The sequence below is a fragment of the Phenylobacterium sp. LH3H17 genome (assembly GCF_024298925.1).
In the GTDB taxonomy this organism is placed as follows: Bacteria; Pseudomonadota; Alphaproteobacteria; order Caulobacterales; family Caulobacteraceae; genus Phenylobacterium.
In genome coordinates this window covers 1,089,655-1,109,215 of record NZ_CP101283.1, presented here as the reverse complement: position 1 = coordinate 1,109,215, position 19,561 = coordinate 1,089,655, and the positions used below count along the sequence as shown (strand labels likewise).

Genomic DNA, 19,561 nt, shown 5'->3' with positions numbered 1-19,561 from the left:
CGGGAGGCTCCCCTTCAGAAATTGGCGTGTTCAGCGCCTGACGTCAGGAGTCTACTATGAGAGCCATCAAGATCGCCCTTGTCGCGACCGCCGCCTTGGCCACGGCCGCGCCGGCGTTCGCCCAGTACCAACCGAGCCAGCAGTACCAACCGACCGAGCAGTACCAGCGCGACCTGCGCACATACGAAAACGACCGCGCCGACTACGCCGACCGGCGCGAACAGTATGAACAAGCCCGCGCCAGCTATGAAGAGCGCCGCGAAACCTATGAGCGCGAACGCGCCCGCTATGACGCCCGTTATGGCTCAGGCTCCTATGTCCGCGTCTATGGCCCAGCGCCCGCCTGGGACGATTCCTATTGGACCGACCGTTATCGCACCGTGCGGTGGTCGGACCGCAACGCCTACGAGCGCCAGCTCCAGCAGTATGAAGCCGATCGCCGCAGCTATGATCGCACCAACGGCGCCGGCGCCTATGAGCGGCGCTACGGTCCGCCGCCGGTCTGGACCGCGGGCGACTACGGCCGCGATGGGTCGCAGTCGGGAGCCTATGCCGATCCCTGCCGCGATCGCCGCAGCAACAACAGCACGATTGCGGGCGGCCTGATCGGCGCCCTGGCCGGCGCGGCGCTCGGCTCCAACGTGGCGGCGCGCAACGCCCGCACCGAAGGCGCGGTGCTCGGCGCCGTGGTCGGCGGCGCCATCGGCGCCGGCGTCGGCCGGGCCCATGAGAACGCCAAGTGCGACGACGCCGGCTACTACTACAGCTACGACCAGACCGTCCCGTACCGCGAGAGCCGCTACGAGCGCGGCCGCCGCTCGGGCCAGTACGACTACAGCTACTACAGCCGTCAGCGCTGCCGCCTGGCGCCGGCGCCGATCAGTGGCGATGAATACCGTTACGTCCGGGTCTGCCCGGACCGTGAGGGCCGTTACCGCATCACCGGCTAGCCGCCCGCTACAAGACGAGAGGCCGTCCGCTCCCGCGGGCGGCCTTTTCGTTGGGCTCAGCTCTTCCTGGACAGCGGATGTTTGGTGGCGACCACCTCGGCGAGACGCTCGCCGGCCACATGGGTGTAGATCTGGGTGGTCGCGATGTCGGCATGGCCCAAGAGCTTCTGGACCACGCGCAGATCGGCTCCGCCCTCCAGCAAGTGGGTGGCGAAGGCGTGGCGCAGGACGTGGGGGCTGACCCGGGCCGGGTCGATGCCGGCGTCGGCGGCAGCCTCGTCCAGGAGTTGGGCGAACCGGCGCGGCGTCAACCGCCCGCCCTTGCCGCGAGAGGGGAACAGCCACGGATTGGCGGCGTCGCCCTTGGGCAGGAAGCTCTTTCGGACCTCCAGATAGGCCCTCACCGCCGTGCGCGCCGCGACGTTCAGCGGGGCCAGGCGTTCCTTGCCGCCCTTGCCCTTGACGATCAGATAGGCCGGGTCGCGGGCCAGCACAGCCAGCGGCAGGGCGGTCAGTTCTGAGATCCGCAGGCCCGAGGCGTAGGCCAGCTCCACCATGCAGCCGAGCCTCAGGCCCTGGGTCCCGTCCCGGGCGCTGGCCGAGGCGATGATGGCGTCCACCTCCGCGCGGCTCAACACCTTGGGCAGGGGCCGGCCCTTCTTGGGGGACTCCACTCGCCGGGAGGGGTCGTCATAGCGCCAGCCCTCGCCCAGCACGAAGCGGTAGAACTGGCGCACCGCCGCGCGGCGCCGCGCGGCGGTGGCGGGCGACAGGCCCCGGTCGCTGAGCGCGGCGAAATAGCTCTCGATGTCCTCTGCCGAGGCGGCGGCCAGGTCGCCGCCCCGGGCGTTCAGGAAGGCCTGCGCGTCGACAAGGTCCTTACCGTAGGCGGTGAGTGTGTTGCGGGCCGAGGCCCGCTCGACCGCCATCATCTCCAGGAAGGCCTCGACCCAGCCCGCGCCGCTCATCGCTGCGCCGCCAGGCCTTCGGCCGCATAGGCTCGCGCATCCTGATCCAGCCCGACGATCCTCAGCGCCCGGATGATGCGGACCCGGTCGCCCGTGGGCGGCCCGGCCGCCCCGGCGTCGGCCGCGACCCAAAGGGCCAGCAGGGCGGTCTCGCCAACCAGCTTGCGGTCGGCCGCCAGGTCCAGGGCCAGCATCCGCGAGGGCGAGGCCTTGGCCTCCGCGCCGGTATAGGTCGCCAGCTCTCCGCGCGCTTTCGGATCGGAGGGCGCGCCGAGGGCGGCGAAGATCAGGGCGGCGTTCTGGGCTTTGGGACGTGCTTTAGCGTCCGCCACGGCGGCGCGGTCCATCAGTCGGGCCAGGGTCGCGGCGTCCGGCTGGCCAGTCTTGGTCAGGCTGAAAGCGTCGGCCAGGACGGGATCGTCCGGCGTAGGGGTCGCCTGGCCACGCTCCAGCGCCGCGGCCACGGCCGGCGAGGCCTTGGCCTGGCTTAGATTCAGCGAGAGGTCGCGTGACAGGGCGTAGTCGAGGCCGTTGCGCAGGGAGGCCGGGCCGGGATCGCCGCCCCCCGCCAGCTTCACCCCCATCAGCCGGCCATAGGCCGCGTCGCGGGCCTGGCTCTGGGCGAGGTCGAAGGTGAGCTGAGCCGCGCCCGCCTCCCCCGCCCGCTCCTGGCAATAGGCCCGCAGGCGCAGCCAGTAGATATCGTCGCGGCCGGTGGCCAGCTGCGCGGCGATCGTGCAGGCCCGGTCCGGGGCGTCGGCCAGCAAGGCCGCCTCGGCCGCCGCGCGGGCAAGTTCCGGCGAGCGATCCAGGCCGGAGGAGCGGTCGAGGATGGCGCCGGCCTCGGCCACGGCGCCCTGGGCCAGCAGGGCCGAGACCCGCGCGCCAGCCAGTCCCGAGTCCTGGCCGAGCCCCTCGGGACCGATTGCGCCGGTGGCCAGCACCCGGCTAGCCAGGCCTCGGCCGGCCGGCGACAGCGGCTTGGTCGCCAACAGGACGATCACCGTGCGCGCGATGCTGGGCGAGGTTCCGCGCCAAAGGTCCGCGCCCAGGCCGGTATCGCGGCCGGCCGTCGAAAAATGGTCCGGCGCGGCCAAGGGCGTGACCGCCACCTCCTGCGCGCTCGCCGCGCTGGAGACCAGGAAGGCGCCGAGCGCCATGCCGATGAACCTTCGATCCATGACCACCTCAACCTAACTCAACGCCTGAAGTTGGCGCGAGGGGCCCTGCTCGTGTAGACCTTCGCCGTTCATGGACCGTTACACACAGCTACGCGCCCGGACCATCACCCTCGTGGGCCTCATGGGCGTTGGGAAATCGAGCGTGGGCCGCCGGCTCGCCAGCGCGCTCGACCTGCCCTTCCGCGACGCCGACGCGGAGGTCGAGGCCGCGGCCGGCCGCTCCATCCCCGACATCTTCGCCGACCTGGGCGAGGCCGCCTTCCGGGAGGGTGAGCGCCGGGTGATCGCGCGCCTGCTGGAGGATCCGCCGCATGTCCTGGCGACCGGCGGCGGCGCCTTCATGAACCCCGAGACCCGCGCCCTGATCAAGTCCCGCTCCATCTCGGTCTGGCTGAAGGCCGACCTTGAGGTGCTGGCGCGGCGGGTGTCGCGCAAGGAGAACCGCCCGCTCCTGTCCGGCAAGGATCCGCTGGAGGTGCTGCAGGCCCAGGCGGCCGCACGCTATCCGTTCTATGCCGAGGCCGATGTGGTGGTGGAGACCGGCGACGCCGCCCACCATGTGACCGTCGACCAGGTGATCCAGGCCATGACAGCCCATCTGCAGGACCACCCTCGATGAACCGCACCGTCCGCGTCGGCCTGGAAGACCGCGCCTATGACGTGGTCATCGGCGCAGGCCTGCTGGACCAGGCCGGGACCTGCCTGCGCCCCCTGTTCAAGCGCCCGCGCACCGCGGTGATCACCGACGAGACCGTCTGGGCCCTGCACGGCGCCCGTCTCACCGCCGCCCTGGAGGCGGCCGGCATAGCCTGCCATCCCATCGTCATGCCGCCTGGCGAACCGACAAAGAGCTGGGAGGGCCTCGCCGAGGTCAGTGATCGCCTGCTGGCCCTGGAGCTGGACCGCGGCGACGTGATCACCGCCTTCGGCGGCGGCGTGGTGGGCGACCTCGCGGGCTTCGCCGCGGCGATCTACAAGCGCGGGATCGATTTCGTGCAGATCCCCACCACCCTGCTGGCGCAGGTGGACTCCTCGGTGGGCGGCAAGACCGCCATCGACACGCCCCGCGGCAAGAACCTGATCGGCGCCTTCCACCAGCCATTGGCGGTCCTGGCCGACCTCGACGTGCTCGCCAGCCTCTCCGACCGCGAGATGCGTGCCGGCTACGCCGAGGTGATCAAGTACGGCCTGCTGGGCGACTTCGCCTTCTTCGAGTGGCTGGAGACGCACGGGCCGCAGGTCCTGGCGCGGGACCCCGAGGCCCTGGGCCACGCTGTCGCCCGCTCGGTGGAGATGAAGGCCGAGATCGTCGCCGAGGACGAGAAGGAAGCGGGCCGCCGTGCCCTGCTGAACCTCGGTCACACCTTCGGCCACGCCCTGGAGGCCGAGACCGGCTTCGGCGAGTCCCTGCTGCACGGCGAGGCCGTGGCGGCGGGCTCGGCCATCGCCTTCCGGTTTTCCGCCGCCCAGGGGCTCTGCCCGAGCCAGGACGCCCAGCGGGCCGAGGCGGCCATCGCCGCCGCCGGCCTGCCCACCCGCCTGGCCGGCGTCGCCGCCGCGCCCTTCGCCGCCGATCGGCTGGTCCGCCACATGGGCCAGGACAAGAAGGCCGAGGACGGCAAGCTGACCTTCATCCTGGCGCGCGCCCTGGGCGACGCGTTCGTCGCCAAGGATGTCTCCGCCCAGGCCGTCCGCGACTTCCTGATCTCTGAAGGAGCCTCCCCGTGATCTTCGCGATCCTCGCCGGCCTGGCGCCGGTCCTGGTCGTCCTGCTGGGCCTCTCGGGACTGATCTCGGCCGCCGAGACTTCGATGACCGCCGCCAGCCGCGGCCGGATGCACCAGTTGGAGCGCGAGGGCGACCGCGCCGCCCGGCGGGTCAATCTGCTCATCGCCGATCAGGAGCGGATGATCGGAGCGATCCTGCTCTCCAACAACGTCATCAATATCGGCGCCTCGGCGCTGACCACCCTGGCCCTCTCCACGGCCTTCCCCGGTCCGGTCGGCGCCCTGATCGCCACCGTAGTGATGACCGTTCTGATCGTCATTTTCAGCGAGATCCTGCCGAAGTCCCTGGCCATCGCCCGCGCCGACGACGTGGCTCGGGCGCTGTCCATCCCGACCTACTGGGTGGTGCGGATCTTCGGGCCGCTGGCCAACGGCGCCCAGTGGATCGTGCGCCAGACGCTCAAGCCCTTCGGCATCAACCTGTCCATGGAGACTGACGTGCTGGCGGCCCACGAGGAGATCCGCGGCGCGGTGGAGTATCATCACTCCGAGGGCCTGGTGGAGAGTCGTGACCGCCACATGCTGGGCGGGGTGCTGGACCTGTCGGAAATGGACGTCACCCAGGTGATGGTCCACCGAAAGTCGATCTCGATGATCGACGCCGACCTGCCGTCGCGCGAGCTCGTGGCGGCCATGCTGGAGAGCGGCCACAGTCGCGTCCCGCTCTATCGCAACGACACCGAGAACATCATCGGCATCCTGCACGCCAAGGACCTGCTGGTGGCAATGGCCGATTCCAACGCCGCATTCGAGAAGCTGGACATCCCCGCCATCGTGCGCGAGGCCTGGTTCATTCCCGAGACCACCAGCCTGAAGGACCAGCTCAACGCCTTTCTCAAGCGCCAGAGCCATTTCGCCCTGGTGGTGGACGAGTATGGCTCTCTGCAGGGCCTGATCACCCTGGAGGACATCCTCGAGGAGATCGTCGGCGAGATCGAGGACGAGCACGACAGCGCGCTCGAGGGCGTACGCGCTCAACCGGACGGCTCGGTGATGGTCGACGGCTGGGTGGCGATCCGCGATTTGAACCGCGCGCTGGACTGGAACCTGCCGGACGACGACGCCGTCACCGTGGCCGGCCTGGTGATCCACGAGGCCCAGACCATCCCCAAGGTCGGCCAGACCTGGACCTTCCACGGCCATCGCTTCCAGGTGGTCAAGCGCGAGCGAAATCAGATCACCTGCCTGCGCATTTCGCCGCCTCAAGACGCCGTTGAATCCCAATAGTCGGGAATGCGACAGACACCCGCCAATGGAACGCTTTCAATCGTCACAGTGGACCGCGAGGAATCGCGATTCTGGTCCGACGGGCGATGCTGGGGGTGTCGTCCGTCGGACAGCCTCGCCCTGGCGCGCGGACTTGACTATGATCCGTTCGGCGTTGCTCTTGTGGCGACGTCGGAGAGTCCCGGGGCTTGGGAGCGAGAATGAGCGAGATTCCTGATCTGGCGGGCCTTCGAGTCCTCGTGGTCGAGGACGAGATGATGGTCTCGATGCTGATCGAGGACATGCTGGAAGACCTGGGCTGCAAGGTCGTGGGTCCCGCCTCGCGGCTCGATGAGGCCATCGAACTGGCCAACACCGCCGAACTCGACTGCGCGGTCCTCGACGTGAATCTCGGCGGGCAGCCGATCTTCCCGCTCGCCGACCTGCTGCGGGCGAAGGGCGCGCCCTTCGCCTTCGCTACCGGCTACGGCGACGCCGGCCTGCGCGACGTCGACAAGGGTTCGATGGTCCTGCAGAAGCCGTTCCGCGAAGGCGACTTGGCCCGGATCCTCGGCGAGCTCCGCGCAAAGGTCCCCTGACCTCGACGCCGGAGCGCAACGCCAGCGACACACGGCGCGCTTGAGCCCTGATTCAGCAGCGAAAGTAATTCGACCGCTGTTACTCAGGGCATGCTGAATCCATTTTTCCTAATTATCTTTAATACGGACTACGCGTCGGTCTGTTCTCAACGGATTGTTGGATTTTTTCCGAATTAACTTATTCGATTAGGCCAGGATTTAGCACGCTCCGGCATGCTGTGCTCACGATCTGAAATCGGGGGCGAGGATGTCGACACGCAAGGTGTTCGCTCAGGATACGCGCGGCAACGTCGCCGTCCTGTTCGCATTGGGCTTGCCGCTGGTGATCGGCGGATCGGCCCTCGGGATCGAGACCACCTCCTGGTATTTCAAGTACCAGGCGATGCAGTCAGCGGCGGACGCCGCGGCCTACGCGGCGGCCATCGAGGACCGCTCGGGCTCTTCGGAGGCCGATATCCTGACAGTTGCCAACCTCACTGTCGCCGACAACGGCTTCGACATCGGGCCCGGCACGATTCAGGTCACCCGGACGGCTCAGAACGGCGGGGGCCAGGTCGAGGTGATCCTGCGCGATGAGGCGCCCCGATATTTCAGCGCCTTCTTCCTGAAGAACGAGGTGAAGCTGTCGAGCCGCGCGGTGGCGACCTACAACTCCGCCGCCAGCGCCTGCCTGCTGGCCTTGGATCCGACCGCGGGCGCCGCGGCGCAATTCTCCGGCAGTTCGACCCTGACCCTCGACGGCTGCAGCGTCATGGCCAACTCCGTCGCCGCGAACGCGGTCAATGTGCAGGGCTCGGCCAAGCTGTCCACGGACTGCGTCATCGCCGCGGGCGGGGTCACGGCCACCACCGGCCTGACCATGAGCGAGTGCGACGTCCCGATGACCGGGCAGACGCCGGTCGCCGACCCCTACAAGAACGTGGCGGCGCCGACGCCCAGCGGGGCCTGCAAGCCGGTTCCGAACAATGGAACGCTCAACCCCGGCCGCTACTGCAGCGGACTGACCGCCAAGGGAAACCTGACCCTTAATCCCGGCGTCTACTACGTCGAGGGCGACTTCACCGTGAACGCCACGGCCAGCGTCACGGGCTCGGGAGTGACCATCTACACCACGAGCGGCGGCCACGTGAAGATGAATGGCTCGGCCCATGTGGACCTCACCGCACCGGCGAGCGGCGTCTATTCGGGCATCCTCTTCTTCGGTGATCGGAACACCGTGGGCGGGAGCAACAAGTTCCTCGGCGACGCCAGCTCGCAGATGACCGGGGCGATCTACTACGCCTCCCAGGAGGTCGACTACCAAGGCAACTTCTCCGGGCAGAACGGCTGCACCCAGGTCGTGGCGCGCATCATCCAATGGACCGGAAACGCCACTGTCGGCGTCGACTGCAGCGCCTACGGCATGACCGCGATCCCCCTGCTCAATCTCGTGAGGCTGACGGCATGAGGACCCTCCTTCGCGCCTTCCATCGTGACCGCAGCGGCGTGGCGGCCACCGAGTTCGCGCTCATAACGCCGGCGATCGCCCTTCTGGCGGCGGCATCCTTCGCCATCTGGCAATTCGGCGAGAGCCGCCAGGAGATGCGCAGCGCGCTGGAGGTCGGGGCCCACTACTACATGAACGGCGGATCCGACGACGCGGTCGCCACCGCCCTGGCCCAGTCCAGCTGGCGCAACAAGCCCCAGGCAGGCGTCGTCATGACGACGCGGGCCTGCCGCTGCGGCGAAGTCGTGGCGCCCTGCGCCAACCTCTGCCCGGCCAGCCGCCCGCCGGCGGTCTATGTGACCCTGACGGCCACGGCGCCCCTGCATCGCGATGGTCGCGAAGTCACCGACCGGACGGTCGTCCGTGTCCGCTAGGCTTCGCAAAGCGCTTCGGGCCGCGGCGAGCGAGGGCGGAACCTCGGCCGTGGAGTTCGCCCTGGTCGCGCCGGTCATGATCATGCTGCTGCTTGCCATCATGCAGTTCGGCTGGACCCAGCACAGGCTCTCCAGCGTCCGCAGCGCCATGGAGCGGGCCAACCGCGCCTTGCTGATCGATCCGAAGCTCACCCAGGCCGCGGCCCAGGCCATCGTGACGAGCCACCTGGACGTCACCGCCAACACCGATGTGACGGTCACGCTCACGACGGAGACCATCGCCGCGGGGAAGGTCGCCCGGCTGACCGCCTACTATGTCGCCGAATTCGGTATCCCCGGCCTCGCTTCTTTCAGCATCCCCTACCGGATCAACAAGACCACCGTGCTCAAGGCGGCGACCTAGGCCGGCTATTGCGGCAGGGCCAGCGACGCCTGCGCGAAAGCGTAGCGCCAGCCCTTGGGCGTGCGCACATAGGTGTCGCTGAACCACAGGCGGCGATCGAAGGCGCCCTTGGCGTCGACGCCCTTCACCCATAGTCGGGCGGTCACCACCGCGGTGTCACCCCAGACCCGAACGGTCTGAGTGCCGGGGTCCTCGTCCTGCTGCTCGTAGGTGATCGAACCGGCCCGCGCCTCCTTCAGCAGATCGTCGCGCGAGATCGCGCGGCCGTCGCCCAGCACCAGGGTGAAGTCATCGTGCAGGATCGCGTCCATGGCCGCGGCGTCATTGCGCTTCACCGCGGCCTGGTAGGCGAGGTCGAGGGCCGAGACCGCCCCGCAGTCGTCTTCCGGCCCTGCCCGCGCCAGGCTGGGCACGACGAAGGTCGCCGCCGTCGCAAGGAACAGGCTCATCAGTTTCGGGTCCACGGGCGATACTCCTGGCGTCTCGGGTGCGGACCCTAGCGGCGTCGACTCGGCCGGGCTTTCAGGATCTTCAGGTCGCCCGACCTGAATTTTCCGATAGCGCCGCAACCGCGCCGGGGGTCATGCTCGACCGGTGAACCAGCGCCCCGGCCCCGACGCCTTCCATGAGACGCGGCGGCGTCTCGCCGACGGCGGGCCCCTGCGCGTCGAGATCGCCACGGCCCACGGCCTGACCCCCGATTGGACCGGGGAGGTGCTTTCGGACGAGCGCCAGATCCTGATCCCCATCGCCAGCACCTTCCACTTCAAGGCCGGCCGGCGCGAGGCGATCTGCGATCCGAACCAGGTGCTGATGATCACGCCGGGGCTGGTCTCCCGCGACCGCCGTCTGGCCGACGATGACGTGCGCGCCCTCATCCTCACGCTGTCCGAGGAACATCTGGAGGAGCTGGTCGGCGAAGGCCTCGTCCGGTTCGACGAGCTGACCATCCCGGCGTCGCACACCGCCCAGCGGCTGGCCGCGGCCCTGATGCGCGGCGAAGGCGAGGACGGTCTCAGCATCGAGGACGCCGCCCTGCGCCTGCTGCGTTCGGCGCTCGGGCGCAGCCGCCCCGCGCCGACCCCGTGGGACCGCGGCCGCTGCGGCTGGTCGCCGCCGTCAAGGAGATGCTGGCCCAGGCGAGCGAGCCCCTGTCGCTGACCCGGATCGGCCGGGCCCTGGGGGTCTCTCCGGTCTATCTGGCCGAAATCTTCCACCGCGCCGAGGGCACGCCTATCGGCCGATATCAGCGCAGGCTGCGCCTGACCCGCGCGCTCGCCCTGCTGCCCGAGACAGAGGAAATCGCCGGCCTGGCCCTAGACCTGGGCTTCTCCAGCCACAGCCACTTCACCGCCGCCTTCCGCGCCGCCCACGGGGTGACGCCTTCGGCCTATCGCGGGACGCCCGTTCGGCCCGCCCGGCGGCGCTAGAGCCCCTTGGCCATCATGCCGGCCAGCACCTTGTCCGGGGTCATCGGATAGTCGCGCAGCCGCACGCCAACAGCGTTGTAGATGGCGTTGGCCACCGCCGCCCCGGCCCCGCAGATGCCCAGCTCACCGACCCCCTTGATGCCCATGGGATTGGCCTTGTCGTCGGCCTCGTCGAGGAAGATGGCGTTCAGGTCGACGATGTCGGCGTGGCTGGGCACCAGGTATCCGGCCATGTCCTGGTTGATGAACGAGCCGTAGCGCGGATCGACGGCGTTTCCCTCGGTCAGCGCCGTGCCCACGCCCCAGATCATGCCGCCGGTGATCTGGCTCTTGGCGGTCTTGGCGTTGAGAATGCGGCCGGCCGCGAACACGCCGAACATCCTGCGCATGCGAACCTCGCCGGTGACCGTGTCCACCCCGACCTCGGCGAAATGGGCGCCGTAGGTGTGCTGTGAATAGTCGCGGGCGTCGGCGGCGGGGCTGATCGAGCCCTCCACATAGACCCCCTCCGGCGCGGCGCGGGCCACCAGGGCCGCGAGGCCCTCGGTACGGTTCTCGATGCCGATCAGGCCGTTCTCGAAGGTGACGTACTCGGCCGGTCCGCCATAGAGCGGCGAGTTCGGGTCATTGACCGCCAGTTCCGTCAGCGCCCGGCGCAGGTTCATGCCGGCCTCGTAGGCCGCCGAGCCCGCCGTGGCGGCCCCGAACTGGCCGCCGGAGCCCGGGGCCGGCGGGAACTCGGAATCGCCGATCTCCACCTTCACCTTGTCCATGGAGACCCCCAGGGTCTCGGCGGTGATCTGGGCCAGGATCGTATAGGTGCCCGTACCGATGTCGGTCATGCCCTGGCGCAGGGTGATGGTGCCGTCGGCGTCGATCCGCACCCCGGCCTTGGCCGGCAGCAGGAAATTGCCGCGGATGGCGCAGGCCATGCCCATGCCCACCAGCCAGCGCCCGTCGCGGACCTGACCCGGCTTGGGGTTGCGGCGATCCCAGCCGAACCGCTGGGCGCCTTCCGTCAGGCACTGGATCAACTGGCGGATCGAGAAGGGCTTGCCCGTCTCCGGATCCACGTCGGGTTCGTTGCGCAGGCGCAGCTCGATGGGGTCCATGCCCAGCTTCTCGGCCAGCTCATCCATGGCGCATTCCAGGCTGAGCATGCCCGGCGCCTCGCCCGGCGCACGCATGGGCCCCGCGCCCGGCAGGTCCATCTTCACCAGGCGGTGGCCGGTCAGACGGTTGGGCGCGGCGTAGAGGTTGCGCGAGAAATTGGCCGCGTGCTCGGTGAAGATCGCGTTGCGGGCGCAGTGGGTGGTCGCCTCCACCGCGAAGGCGGTCAGCCGTCCGTCGGGCTGGGCTCCCAGCCGCACGCGCATAATCACCGCGGGCCGGTGGATGGTGCCGTGGAACATCTGCTGGCGGGTGTAGGCGAGCTTCACCGGTCGCCCGAGCGCGCGCGCGCCCAGGGCGGCGAGGATCAGGTCGTCATAGGCCTGGCCCTTGCCGCCGAAGCCGCCGCCGATATAGCGGGTGAGCAGGTGGACCCGGTCGCTGGGGATGGCCAGGGTCTCGGCCAGGGCATGCTGGCCGCCCTTCACCATCTGGATCGAGGTGTGGACCGTGACCTTGTCGCCGTCCCACCAGGCCAAGGTCGCCACCGGCTCCATCTGCACGTGGTTCTGGACCGGGCTGACATAGGTCTCGTCGACGCTCACCGGCGCCGAGCCGTAGGCGCTCGGGAAGTCGCCGATGTGAACGTCCTCCTCGCCGGGAGGCTGTTCGGCCGCATCGAGGTTGGCCTCGAAGCTCACCAGGGCGTCCTCGGCGGCGTACTCGACCTCGACCAGGTTCGCGGCGGCTCGCGCGTTCTCGAAGGTGTCGGCGACGACGAAAGCCACCGACTGGCCGAAATATTCGATCCGGTCGCCCACCAGGGCGGGATTGGAGGGCCGCTGGCTGCGGGGATTGGCGCGGCTGCCACGCGCGGCCTGAGTCGGCACGTTGTGGTGCGTCCAGACGAATTGAACGCCCGGCGAAGCCTCGGCCGCGGCGGTGTCGATTCGGACAATCCGCCCGCGCGCGATGGCGGCCGTCACCAGGTAGCCAAAGGCCGGCGGCGAAGGCGGCTCGACTTCATAGGCATAGGGAGCCGTCCCTGTGACCTTCAGCTTGCCCTCGTAGCGATCGACGCCCTTGCCGATCAGCCCGCCGCGGTTCTCGGTGATGGGGTTGGGCGCGGCCCAATCCTTGACGGAGCTCATGCGCCCCTCCCTTGCTCGGCGAGCGTCGCCGCCGTCAGACGGCGGATGACATCGATCTTGAAGGCGTTGCGGCCGTTGGCCCGGGCGTCCGCCAGTTCGGCCTCGACGGCTTCGGCGGGTGAGGCGCCGGCCGATAGGGCGGCCTCGGTCTTCTCGGCGCGCCAGGGCTTGTGGGCCACGGCGCCGAAGGCCACCTGGCCGCCGGCCACCGCCACGCTGGCCAGTCCTCCGGCATAGGAGGCCCGGTCGCGGACCTTGGCATAAGCCTGTCCGCCCCTGGGCGGCGGCGGCAGGACCACGGCGGTGATCAGCTCGCCGGGAACCAGGTCGGTCTCGATCTGCGGTGTATCGCCGGGCAGGCGGTGCAGGTCGGCCACCGCGAGGGTCCGCGACGATCCGTCGGGGGACAGGGTCTCGACCTTGGCGCCCAGCGCGGTCAGGGCCACGGCCATGTCCGAGGGGTGGGTGGCGATGCAGTGATTGCTGGCGCCGAAGATGGCGCTGTTGCGATTGAGGCCCTCCAATGCGCCGCAGCCCGAACCGGGCTGGCGCTTATTGCAGGGCTTTGTGGTGTCGTAGAAATAGGCGCAGCGGGTCCGCTGAAGCAGGTTGCCGCCCACCGTGGCCTTGTTGCGCAGCTGGCCCGACCCGCCCGAGACGATGGCCTGGACGAGGACGGGATAGAGCGCCCGCACCGTGGCGTCGGCCGCGACCTGGCTGTTGGTCGCCGCGCCACCCAGCCGGACGCCGCCGTCGGCGCCTTCGATCCCCGCCAGGGGCAGGCGACCCACGTCCACCAGATGGGTCGGCCGCTCGATGTCGAGCTTCATCAGGTCCAGCAGGTTGGTGCCGCCGGCCAGGAACTTGGCCCCCGGGGTCGAGGCCACGGCCTTCACGGCCGAAAGGGCGTCGGCGGCGCGTTCGTAGGTGAAGGGCCTCATGCGGCGTCTCCCGCCACGTCGCGGATCGCCGCCAGGATCTGGGGATAGGCCGAGCAGCGGCAGATGTTGCCGCTCATCCGCTCGCGGATCTCGGCGTCGGTGAGCGAGACTGCGCCGGTCAGGTCTTCCGTCGCCTGGCTAGGCCAGTTGTCTGCGGCCTCCTTCAGCATCCCCACCGCCGAGCAGATCTGGCCCGGGGTGCAGTAGCCGCACTGGAAGGCGTCCTGGTCCAGGAAGGCCACCTGCATCGGGTGCAAGGCGGCTTCGGTTCCGATCCCCTCGATGGTGGTGATCTCGTCGCCGTCATGCATGACCGCCAGGCTGAGGCACGAATTGATCCGCACCCCGCCCACCAGCACCGTGCAGGCGCCGCACTGCCCGTGGTCGCAGCCCTTCTTCGAGCCGGTCAGCCGCAGGTGCTCGCGCAGGGCGTCCAGCAGCGTCGTGCGCGGATCGAGGTCGAGCGTTCTCGCCTCGCCATTGACGGTCATCGTCGTCTTCATGTCGCCTCCCCAGGCGGGGCCGCCGTGAACCGGCGAACCAGGAAATTATTCTAGCTCGGCTCTCCAGGAGCCAGCGCCTTGACCGAAAGGGCATGGATGGGCCCGTTCAATTCTTCAGCCAGGGCCTTGTAGACCATCCGCTGTCGCGCCACCTTGGGCGCTCCCGCGAAGGCTTCTGCCTCGATCAATACGTTAAAATGACTCTCTCCCCCTGGTGTCGCGCCCGCGTGGCCGGCATGCCGGTCGGAATCGTCCTGGATTTCCAGGCGGGTGGGCGAGAACGCCGCGGTGAGCTTGTCGTGGATGGTCTCAAATATGGCGCCCATCGGCATCAAGTTCAATTCTTGAAAGGGACTCTAGGAGCCTCATACTTGGGTCATGGCCGGCGCGTTTCAATACAAGCCTAAGTTTGTCGACATCCGGGTGCGTCCACCGACCCCCGAAGAGGCCGCACAGGCCGATGACGACGTCTATGCGCTGAAGCCCGGGGAACGGGCTTGCGACCACGCGGGATGCCGCCTGGCCGGAAGCGCGCGCGCGCCGAAATCCCGTGACATGCTCAACGAGCACTACTGGTTCTGCCAGGGTCATGCGGCCGAATATAACCGCCAGTGGAACTTCTTCGCCGGCATGAGCGAGGGCGAGGTGCGTCAGCGCCAGGCCCAGAGCGCGGCCGGCGACCGCCCGACCTGGGAGTTCAAGGCCAGCCGGTTCTCGCGGGAATCGGCGGCGGCCAGCCACAACTTCGGCAAGGGCCAGGGCTATCGCGACCCGTTCAACCTGTTCGGTGGCGGCGGACCCAACGCCCGCGTGGCGACTCCGGAGGCCCGGCGAATCGGCAAGCTGGAGCGCAATGCGCTCGCCGACCTCGACCTCGAGGACTCCGCAGACGCGCCGAAGATCCGTGCCCGCTACATCGAACTGGTGAAGCGCTGCCACCCCGACAGCAACGGCGGCGACCGCTCGGCCGAGCACAAGCTGCAGCGGGTGATCAAGGCCTACCAGGTCCTTCGCAAGGCCAAGATGGCCTAAGCCCAGCGCTGGGGCGGGGCCTTGGCGTGGAGGTCTTCCAACGCCACGCGAAGCGCCTCCATGAACGCCTTGCGGTCGCCTTGCCAATAGATGGGCTCGCCCACCAGGACCGTGCAGTTCATCGGCACCGGCACCACCTCGCCCTTGGGCAGGACCCGGCCGGCGCCCTGCAGCCAGATCGGATAGACCGGCGCCTCGGGCACGTCGGCGGCCAGGCGGGCGACGCCGCTCTTCAGGTCGGACATCTCCTCCCCGTCCCCGCGTGTGCCTTCCGGGAAGATCAGCACGATGTCGCCGGCCTTCAGCGCCTCGCGCACGGGGGCCAGGACGTCGACCCCGGTCCCAGCCTTGTCGCGGTGGACGGGGACGATGCCGATGATGGTGTTGGAGAGCCAGCTGATCAGGCCGCCCTTCAGGAAGTAGTCCGCCGCCGCCGCGGGCCGCACCCGGTCCAGCGCCTTGGACGGATAGAGGGTCAGCATCAGGATGGTGTCGACATGGCTGGCGTGGTTGGCCGCCAGGATGGCCGGGCCCTTCAGCGGCAGGCGCTCACGCCCGATGATATCGGCGCCGGTGAAGATGCGGGCGATGGGACGGGCGATGCCCACCAGGACGAGACGACGGAGCCAGCGCATCAGAAGTGGCTCAGGGCGAAGTAGGCGTGGATGTGGAAGAACAGCGGGGCCGTGAAGGTCAGGCTGTCGGCGCGATCCAGCAGGCCGCCATGGCCGGGTATCAGGGCGCTGGTGTCCTTCACCCCGATGTCGCGCTTGATGGCGCTCATGGTCACGTCGCCGGCGAAGCCCGCTATGGGCAGGAAGATCGCCAGGCAAGCCAGGCCGAGGCCGCTGAGCGGCGAGAAGACGGGCCCCAGGAACCAGATCAGGGCCGCGGTGGTCGCCCAGCCGCCCAGGAAGCCCTCCCAGGTCTTGTTGGGGCTGACCTTGGGGACGATCTTCCGCTTCCCGAACAGCTTGCCCCAGACGTACTGGGCCACGTCATTGGCCTCGGTGGCCACCAGCAGGAAGAAGACCAGGCCCGCGGCTCCGGCCGGCAGCGGCTCGCTGGCCGGAGTACGCATCAGGAAGGCGATGTAGCCGAGGTTGTAGACGCAGGTGACGATGGCCCAGTGGAAGGTCGCCGTGGTCGCCAGGAAGGCCCGCGTCTGGCCGATACAGGCCATCAGGAAGGGCACGATCAGGAAGACATAGGTCGGTATGAAGACCCGGTAGAGGCCGTAGTCGTCGGCGACGATGAAGCCGTAGTTGATCAGCATGGCCGCGAAGGCGGCCAGCACGATGGGCCGGTCCTCGCGGCGCACCGGCGCCAGGGACAGGAACTCCCGCAGGGCGATAAAAGAGACCACCACGAACAGGGCCGTCACCGCCTGCCAGCCGGCGAGCAGGGCGGCGGCCAGCAGGGCGATCATCACCCACCAGGACGAGATGCGCTGGCGCAGGTTGGTGAAGTCGCCGCCCGGCTTCAGCCTGGGCAGCAGCAGGGTAATCCCCACCGCCAGGGTCAGGACGGCCAGCACCCCGCCCAGGCCCCACAGCAGGGCCGGCGGCTGCCCGCCGAAAAAGGCCGTGATCGCGTCCATGCCAGATATTCCCCGCTCGCCCTCCACGAGCATGACCCGCATGGCCCTACGGTCAAGCACGCCTTGACCGTGGCTCGCATGACGGCGAGGCTCGCGTCCCAGCGGCAGGGGAGCCGAACTTGGGCCCGGGCTTTCGGACATTCGCCGGATCGAGCGCGACCCATGTGGGCTTCGCCTTCCTGGCCATGGGCGGGTGGGCGCTCTATGCAAACAGCGGCCATGGCCTGGCCGCGGCCTGGTTTCCCGCCTTCTCGCAGGGCGTGCTCTCCGGCCTGATCACCCTGGTGCTGAAACGGGTGCTGGAGGCCATGCGCGGCAAGTTTCCCGGCGTCCTCGCCTACGTCCTGCCGCCCGCGATCACCGCCGGGACGGTGCTGGTCCTGCTGGTGGCGGTCCACAAGCTGATCGGCACGCCGGAGATCGTGCGGACCATCGCCGTGCCCTGGTCAGTCTCCACCCTTTACGCCGTCCTCTACGCCGCCACCCTCGCGCGCGGCCAAGCCAAGGCCGTCCCATGACCGACGCCACGCCTGAGAACCGCCGCCCCCTGAAGACCCGCGGCGCGGCCTGGGCCCGGGGCCTGGCGGCGGCCATGGCCCGCGCCGGGATCAGCCCCGACGCCATCTCGGCCGGCAGCGTGGTCTTCGCGGTGCTGGGCCTGGTGCTGTTCATCGCCGCCGGCTTCGCCGAGGGTCTGTCGCGCGGGGCGCACCTGATCGGAGCCGGGCTCTGCATCCAGCTACGGTTGGTCTGCAACCTGCTGGACGGCATGGTGGCCGTCGAGCACGGCAAGGGCGGCACGTCCGGCCCGATCTGGAACGAGCTGCCGGACCGCATCGCCGACGCCCTGTTCCTGGTGGGGGCCGGCTACTGCGCCGCGGCCTCCGGCATGGTGTTCGCGGCCGCCCTTGGCTGGGCCGCGGCGGTGCTGGCGGTGCTGACCGCCTATGTCCGCGAGTTGGGACGCGGCCTGGGCTTGCCCGCCGACTTCTCGGGCCCGATGGCCAAGCCGCACCGGATGGCCGCGCTCACCGGCGCCTGCGTCGTGGCCGCGTTCGAGCCCCTGTGGGGCTGGCGTGGCGAGGCCCTGATGGTCGGGCTGTTCGCCATCGTGCTGGGCGCGATCTGGACGGTGGCCCGGCGCACCCGGACCCTGGCGGGGCGGCTCGCGGCCAAGGGCTGAACGGCGGAGTGGCGGCGCGGCGGACTGAATAACTTCGTTATCCGGACGAATAGACACGCCGCCTGGCCTGTGTTCGGCTGGATCATGGCCGAGCTTCAGATCGACACGCCTGCCCGCGGACGATTCCTTAACGTCGTCGAGAAGATCGGCGACGCCCTGCCCGACCCCGTTTTCATCTTCCTGGGCCTGATCGGCGTTCTGGTCGCCGTGTCTGTCGCCGGCTCAAGCCTGGGCTGGGCGGCGGTCAATCCGGTCACCGGCGAGACCCTGGCGGCCAAGAGCCTGCTGTCGGAGGAGAACGTCCGAAAGCTGTTCACCGAGATGGCCCGTACCTATGCGAGCTTTACGCCGCTCGGCATCGCGCTGACCGTGGTGCTGGGCGCGGGTGTCGCCGACCGCAGCGGACTGTTCGCGACCCTGCTACGAGCCAGCCTGGGCGGCGTTCCGCAGCAGATCCTGACTCCCGCAGTCTTCGTCATCGGCATGCTGACAACCCACGCCTTCGACGCCGGCTATCTCGTCTATGTGCCCCTCGCCGGCGTGGTGTTCGCCGCCGCGGGACGTCACCCGGTCCTCGGGGTCATCATCGGCTTCGCGGGCGCGGCGGTCGGCCTGTCGGGCAACCTGTTCCCCGGCCAGTACGACATGCTGATCTTCGGCATCACCGAGCCCGCCGCACGCCTGATCGCGCCGGACTGGTCGATGAATCCCCTAGGCAACTGGTGGTTCGAGATCGGCATTGCGGTCGTGTTCACCTCTTTGGGCTGGTACATCGCCGAGCGCATCGTCGCGCCGCGCTTGGGCCCTTGGCACGCGACGGCGCCGATGGGCGCCGAGGCGGCGACCGCCGTCTCGCCGCTCGAACGTCGCGGACTTCGCGCGGCCGGCCTGGCGGCGCTGGGCGTCGCGGCCCTGTTCGCGGCCCTCATCTTCTGGCCCGGCTACAGCCCCCTGCACGACGATACCGCCGTCGGAACCCAGCGCATCGTGCCGATCTTCCAGAGCCTGATCGGCATCATTTTCCTGCTGTTCCTGTCGACGGGCTGGGCCTACGGCGCGACCGTTGGCTCCATCCGCTCACACCGCGACGTGGTCGCCATGATGGCCGAGGGCCTGGCGGCAATGCTGCCCTACCTCGTGCTGATCTTTTTCGCCGCGCACTTCGTGGCGATGTTCGGCTGGTCGAACCTCGGCCCCATCACCGCGATCGCCGGAGCCGAGCAGCTTCGCGCCCTGCAGGCGCCGCCTGCCCTGCTGCTGCCGCTGCTGGCGACCATGTCGGCCTGGCTTGACTTCCTCATCGCCTCGGGCTCGGCCAAGTGGACGGCCATGGCGCCGGTCGCCGTGCCGATGATGATGTTGCTGGGCGTCTCGCCCGAAATGACCACGGCGGCCTATCGCGTGGGCGACACGGTCACCAACCTGATCTCGCCGCTCAACCCCTACTTCGTCCTGACCCTGCTCTATTGCCGGCGCTGGGTCCCGGAGTTCGGACTGGGCGCGCTGCTGGCCGTCATGCTGCCCTTCGCCATCGCATTCTATGTGGGAGGCGCGGCCCTGACGGCGGCCTGGGTGGCGCTGGACCTGCCGGTGGGGCCGGGCGCCCAGGTCGGCTACGTGCTGCCCAAGTCCTAGATCGCGCTCCGTCGTAGGTTGT

Annotated in this window: 23 protein-coding genes; 14 read left to right on the top strand and 9 right to left on the bottom strand. The window is 69.2% G+C overall.

What is annotated here, in order from left to right:
• Window positions 1-56 precede the first annotated feature (56 nt).
• Window positions 57-950 (top strand): glycine zipper 2TM domain-containing protein, encoded by an 894-nt coding sequence (locus M9M90_RS05385; RefSeq protein WP_254836140.1) that lies wholly within the window; start codon window positions 57-59, stop codon window positions 948-950.
• A 56-nt stretch (window positions 951-1,006) separates the two neighbouring features.
• Here M9M90_RS05385 and M9M90_RS05380 read toward each other — a convergent pair whose 3' ends face one another.
• A complete protein-coding gene (locus tag M9M90_RS05380) occupies window positions 1,007-1,918 on the bottom strand; it encodes a site-specific tyrosine recombinase XerD (RefSeq protein ID WP_254836139.1) in 912 nt (303 codons plus the stop codon).
• A complete protein-coding gene (locus M9M90_RS05375; protein ID WP_254836138.1) occupies window positions 1,915-3,099 on the bottom strand; it encodes a hypothetical protein in 1,185 nt (394 codons plus the stop codon). Before M9M90_RS05375 ends, M9M90_RS05380 begins: the two co-directional genes overlap by 4 nt.
• A 70-nt stretch (window positions 3,100-3,169) precedes the next feature.
• Between M9M90_RS05375 and M9M90_RS05370 the strand changes: the two genes are divergently transcribed.
• The 7 genes from M9M90_RS05370 to M9M90_RS05340 all read left to right on the top strand — a co-directional run bounded on the left by M9M90_RS05370 (window position 3,170) and on the right by M9M90_RS05340 (window position 8,954).
• Window positions 3,170-3,718 carry a shikimate kinase gene (locus M9M90_RS05370; RefSeq protein WP_254836137.1) on the top strand — a complete coding sequence of 183 codons (549 nt, stop codon included), beginning with the start codon at window positions 3,170-3,172 and terminating at the stop codon, window positions 3,716-3,718.
• Entirely contained in the window at window positions 3,715-4,827 is a 1,113-nt protein-coding gene (gene aroB, locus M9M90_RS05365; protein WP_254836136.1) for a 3-dehydroquinate synthase, read from the top strand. Before M9M90_RS05370 ends, aroB begins: the two co-directional genes overlap by 4 nt.
• Window positions 4,824-6,113, top strand: a complete 1,290-nt coding sequence (locus M9M90_RS05360) for an HlyC/CorC family transporter (RefSeq protein ID WP_256549232.1) — start codon at window positions 4,824-4,826, stop codon at window positions 6,111-6,113. The genes aroB and M9M90_RS05360 overlap by 4 nt, the downstream gene beginning before the upstream one ends.
• 200 nt (window positions 6,114-6,313) lie before the next feature.
• A complete protein-coding gene (locus tag M9M90_RS05355) occupies window positions 6,314-6,691 on the top strand; it encodes a response regulator (RefSeq protein WP_371876900.1) in 378 nt (125 codons plus the stop codon).
• A gap of 247 nt (window positions 6,692-6,938) precedes the next feature.
• Window positions 6,939-8,138, top strand: coding sequence for a pilus assembly protein TadG-related protein (locus tag M9M90_RS05350; RefSeq protein WP_254836135.1), 1,200 nt, complete (start codon window positions 6,939-6,941; stop codon window positions 8,136-8,138).
• A complete protein-coding gene (locus M9M90_RS05345) occupies window positions 8,135-8,551 on the top strand; it encodes a TadE/TadG family type IV pilus assembly protein (protein ID WP_254836134.1) in 417 nt (138 codons plus the stop codon). Before M9M90_RS05350 ends, M9M90_RS05345 begins: the two co-directional genes overlap by 4 nt.
• Window positions 8,541-8,954, top strand: coding sequence for a TadE/TadG family type IV pilus assembly protein (locus M9M90_RS05340; RefSeq protein ID WP_254836133.1), 414 nt, complete (start codon window positions 8,541-8,543; stop codon window positions 8,952-8,954). Before M9M90_RS05345 ends, M9M90_RS05340 begins: the two co-directional genes overlap by 11 nt.
• A gap of 5 nt (window positions 8,955-8,959) precedes the next feature.
• Here M9M90_RS05340 and M9M90_RS05335 read toward each other — a convergent pair whose 3' ends face one another.
• Window positions 8,960-9,418, bottom strand: a complete 459-nt coding sequence (locus M9M90_RS05335; protein ID WP_254836132.1) for a nuclear transport factor 2 family protein — start codon at window positions 9,416-9,418, stop codon at window positions 8,960-8,962.
• Window positions 9,419-9,548: 130 nt separating this feature from the next.
• On the opposite strand from M9M90_RS05335, the gene M9M90_RS05330 reads away from it, so the two are divergent.
• Both M9M90_RS05330 and M9M90_RS05325 read left to right on the top strand, forming a co-directional pair.
• Window positions 9,549-10,115 (top strand): hypothetical protein, encoded by a 567-nt coding sequence (locus M9M90_RS05330; RefSeq protein ID WP_254836131.1) that lies wholly within the window; start codon window positions 9,549-9,551, stop codon window positions 10,113-10,115.
• Window positions 10,082-10,384: a helix-turn-helix domain-containing protein gene (locus tag M9M90_RS05325; RefSeq protein WP_254836130.1), complete on the top strand. Its 303-nt coding sequence runs from the start codon at window positions 10,082-10,084 to the stop codon at window positions 10,382-10,384. Before M9M90_RS05330 ends, M9M90_RS05325 begins: the two co-directional genes overlap by 34 nt.
• Here the strand turns inward: M9M90_RS05325 and M9M90_RS05320 are convergent.
• Genes M9M90_RS05320 through M9M90_RS05305 form a run of 4 tightly spaced genes read right to left on the bottom strand, consistent with a single transcriptional unit; the run spans window position 10,381 to window position 14,415 of the window.
• Window positions 10,381-12,645 carry a xanthine dehydrogenase family protein molybdopterin-binding subunit gene (locus tag M9M90_RS05320; RefSeq protein WP_254836129.1) on the bottom strand — a complete coding sequence of 755 codons (2,265 nt, stop codon included), beginning with the start codon at window positions 12,643-12,645 and terminating at the stop codon, window positions 10,381-10,383. The genes M9M90_RS05325 and M9M90_RS05320 overlap by 4 nt on opposite strands.
• Window positions 12,642-13,586 (bottom strand): xanthine dehydrogenase family protein subunit M, encoded by a 945-nt coding sequence (locus tag M9M90_RS05315; RefSeq protein WP_254836128.1) that lies wholly within the window; start codon window positions 13,584-13,586, stop codon window positions 12,642-12,644. The genes M9M90_RS05320 and M9M90_RS05315 overlap by 4 nt, the downstream gene beginning before the upstream one ends.
• On the bottom strand, window positions 13,583-14,089 hold the full coding sequence (locus tag M9M90_RS05310) for a 2Fe-2S iron-sulfur cluster-binding protein (RefSeq protein WP_254836127.1): 507 nt from the start codon (window positions 14,087-14,089) through the stop codon (window positions 13,583-13,585). The genes M9M90_RS05315 and M9M90_RS05310 overlap by 4 nt, the downstream gene beginning before the upstream one ends.
• Before the next feature lie 50 nt (window positions 14,090-14,139).
• Complete coding sequence (locus M9M90_RS05305; protein WP_254837074.1) at window positions 14,140-14,415, bottom strand: BolA family transcriptional regulator; 276 nt, start codon at window positions 14,413-14,415, stop codon at window positions 14,140-14,142.
• 52 nt (window positions 14,416-14,467) lie between these two features.
• Here M9M90_RS05305 and M9M90_RS05300 point away from each other — a divergent pair, with 52 nt between their 5' ends.
• The gene (locus M9M90_RS05300) at window positions 14,468-15,121 is read left to right on the top strand and encodes a J domain-containing protein (protein WP_254836126.1); all 654 of its coding nucleotides are present in this window, start codon (window positions 14,468-14,470) and stop codon (window positions 15,119-15,121) included.
• Here the strand turns inward: M9M90_RS05300 and M9M90_RS05295 are convergent.
• Window positions 15,118-15,756 carry a 1-acyl-sn-glycerol-3-phosphate acyltransferase gene (locus tag M9M90_RS05295; protein ID WP_254836125.1) on the bottom strand — a complete coding sequence of 213 codons (639 nt, stop codon included), beginning with the start codon at window positions 15,754-15,756 and terminating at the stop codon, window positions 15,118-15,120. The genes M9M90_RS05300 and M9M90_RS05295 overlap by 4 nt on opposite strands.
• Window positions 15,756-16,763, bottom strand: a complete 1,008-nt coding sequence (locus tag M9M90_RS05290; RefSeq protein WP_254836124.1) for a phosphatidate cytidylyltransferase — start codon at window positions 16,761-16,763, stop codon at window positions 15,756-15,758. Before M9M90_RS05290 ends, M9M90_RS05295 begins: the two co-directional genes overlap by 1 nt.
• Window positions 16,764-16,840: 77 nt before the next feature.
• Here M9M90_RS05290 and M9M90_RS05285 point away from each other — a divergent pair, with 77 nt between their 5' ends.
• The 3 genes from M9M90_RS05285 (at window position 16,841) to M9M90_RS05275 (ending at window position 19,539) form a co-directional block, all read left to right on the top strand.
• Window positions 16,841-17,239: a hypothetical protein gene (locus tag M9M90_RS05285; protein ID WP_254836123.1), complete on the top strand. Its 399-nt coding sequence runs from the start codon at window positions 16,841-16,843 to the stop codon at window positions 17,237-17,239.
• A complete protein-coding gene (locus M9M90_RS05280) occupies window positions 17,236-17,904 on the top strand; it encodes a CDP-alcohol phosphatidyltransferase family protein (protein WP_254836122.1) in 669 nt (222 codons plus the stop codon). Before M9M90_RS05285 ends, M9M90_RS05280 begins: the two co-directional genes overlap by 4 nt.
• Window positions 17,905-17,988: 84 nt before the next feature.
• Window positions 17,989-19,539 carry an AbgT family transporter gene (locus M9M90_RS05275; protein WP_254836121.1) on the top strand — a complete coding sequence of 517 codons (1,551 nt, stop codon included), beginning with the start codon at window positions 17,989-17,991 and terminating at the stop codon, window positions 19,537-19,539.
• Window positions 19,540-19,561 lie beyond the last annotated feature (22 nt).

Bases quoted from the DNA above. Each gene is read 5' to 3' on its own strand.
- M9M90_RS05375 (WP_254836138.1), bottom strand. From the start codon at position 3,099: ATGGATCGAAGGTTCATCGGCATGGCGCTCGGCGCCTTCCTGGTCTCC.
- M9M90_RS05345 (WP_254836134.1), top strand. From the start codon at position 8,135: ATGAGGACCCTCCTTCGCGCCTTCCATCGTGACCGCAGCGGCGTGGCG.
- M9M90_RS05290 (WP_254836124.1), bottom strand. From the start codon at position 16,763: ATGCGGGTCATGCTCGTGGAGGGCGAGCGGGGAATATCTGGCATGGAC.
- M9M90_RS05305 (WP_254837074.1), bottom strand. From the start codon at position 14,415: ATGGGCGCCATATTTGAGACCATCCACGACAAGCTCACCGCGGCGTTC.
- M9M90_RS05385 (WP_254836140.1), top strand. From the start codon at position 57: ATGAGAGCCATCAAGATCGCCCTTGTCGCGACCGCCGCCTTGGCCACG.
- M9M90_RS05350 (WP_254836135.1), top strand. From the start codon at position 6,939: ATGTCGACACGCAAGGTGTTCGCTCAGGATACGCGCGGCAACGTCGCC.
- M9M90_RS05315 (WP_254836128.1), bottom strand. From the start codon at position 13,586: ATGAGGCCCTTCACCTACGAACGCGCCGCCGACGCCCTTTCGGCCGTG.
- M9M90_RS05325 (WP_254836130.1), top strand. From the start codon at position 10,082: ATGCTGGCCCAGGCGAGCGAGCCCCTGTCGCTGACCCGGATCGGCCGG.
- M9M90_RS05370 (WP_254836137.1), top strand. From the start codon at position 3,170: ATGGACCGTTACACACAGCTACGCGCCCGGACCATCACCCTCGTGGGC.
- M9M90_RS05280 (WP_254836122.1), top strand. From the start codon at position 17,236: ATGACCGACGCCACGCCTGAGAACCGCCGCCCCCTGAAGACCCGCGGC.
- M9M90_RS05355 (WP_371876900.1), top strand. From the start codon at position 6,314: ATGAGCGAGATTCCTGATCTGGCGGGCCTTCGAGTCCTCGTGGTCGAG.
- M9M90_RS05380 (WP_254836139.1), bottom strand. From the start codon at position 1,918: ATGAGCGGCGCGGGCTGGGTCGAGGCCTTCCTGGAGATGATGGCGGTC.
- M9M90_RS05310 (WP_254836127.1), bottom strand. From the start codon at position 14,089: ATGAAGACGACGATGACCGTCAATGGCGAGGCGAGAACGCTCGACCTC.
- aroB (WP_254836136.1), top strand. From the start codon at position 3,715: ATGAACCGCACCGTCCGCGTCGGCCTGGAAGACCGCGCCTATGACGTG.
- M9M90_RS05275 (WP_254836121.1), top strand. From the start codon at position 17,989: ATGGCCGAGCTTCAGATCGACACGCCTGCCCGCGGACGATTCCTTAAC.
- M9M90_RS05295 (WP_254836125.1), bottom strand. From the start codon at position 15,756: ATGCGCTGGCTCCGTCGTCTCGTCCTGGTGGGCATCGCCCGTCCCATC.
- M9M90_RS05300 (WP_254836126.1), top strand. From the start codon at position 14,468: ATGGCCGGCGCGTTTCAATACAAGCCTAAGTTTGTCGACATCCGGGTG.
- M9M90_RS05320 (WP_254836129.1), bottom strand. From the start codon at position 12,645: ATGAGCTCCGTCAAGGATTGGGCCGCGCCCAACCCCATCACCGAGAAC.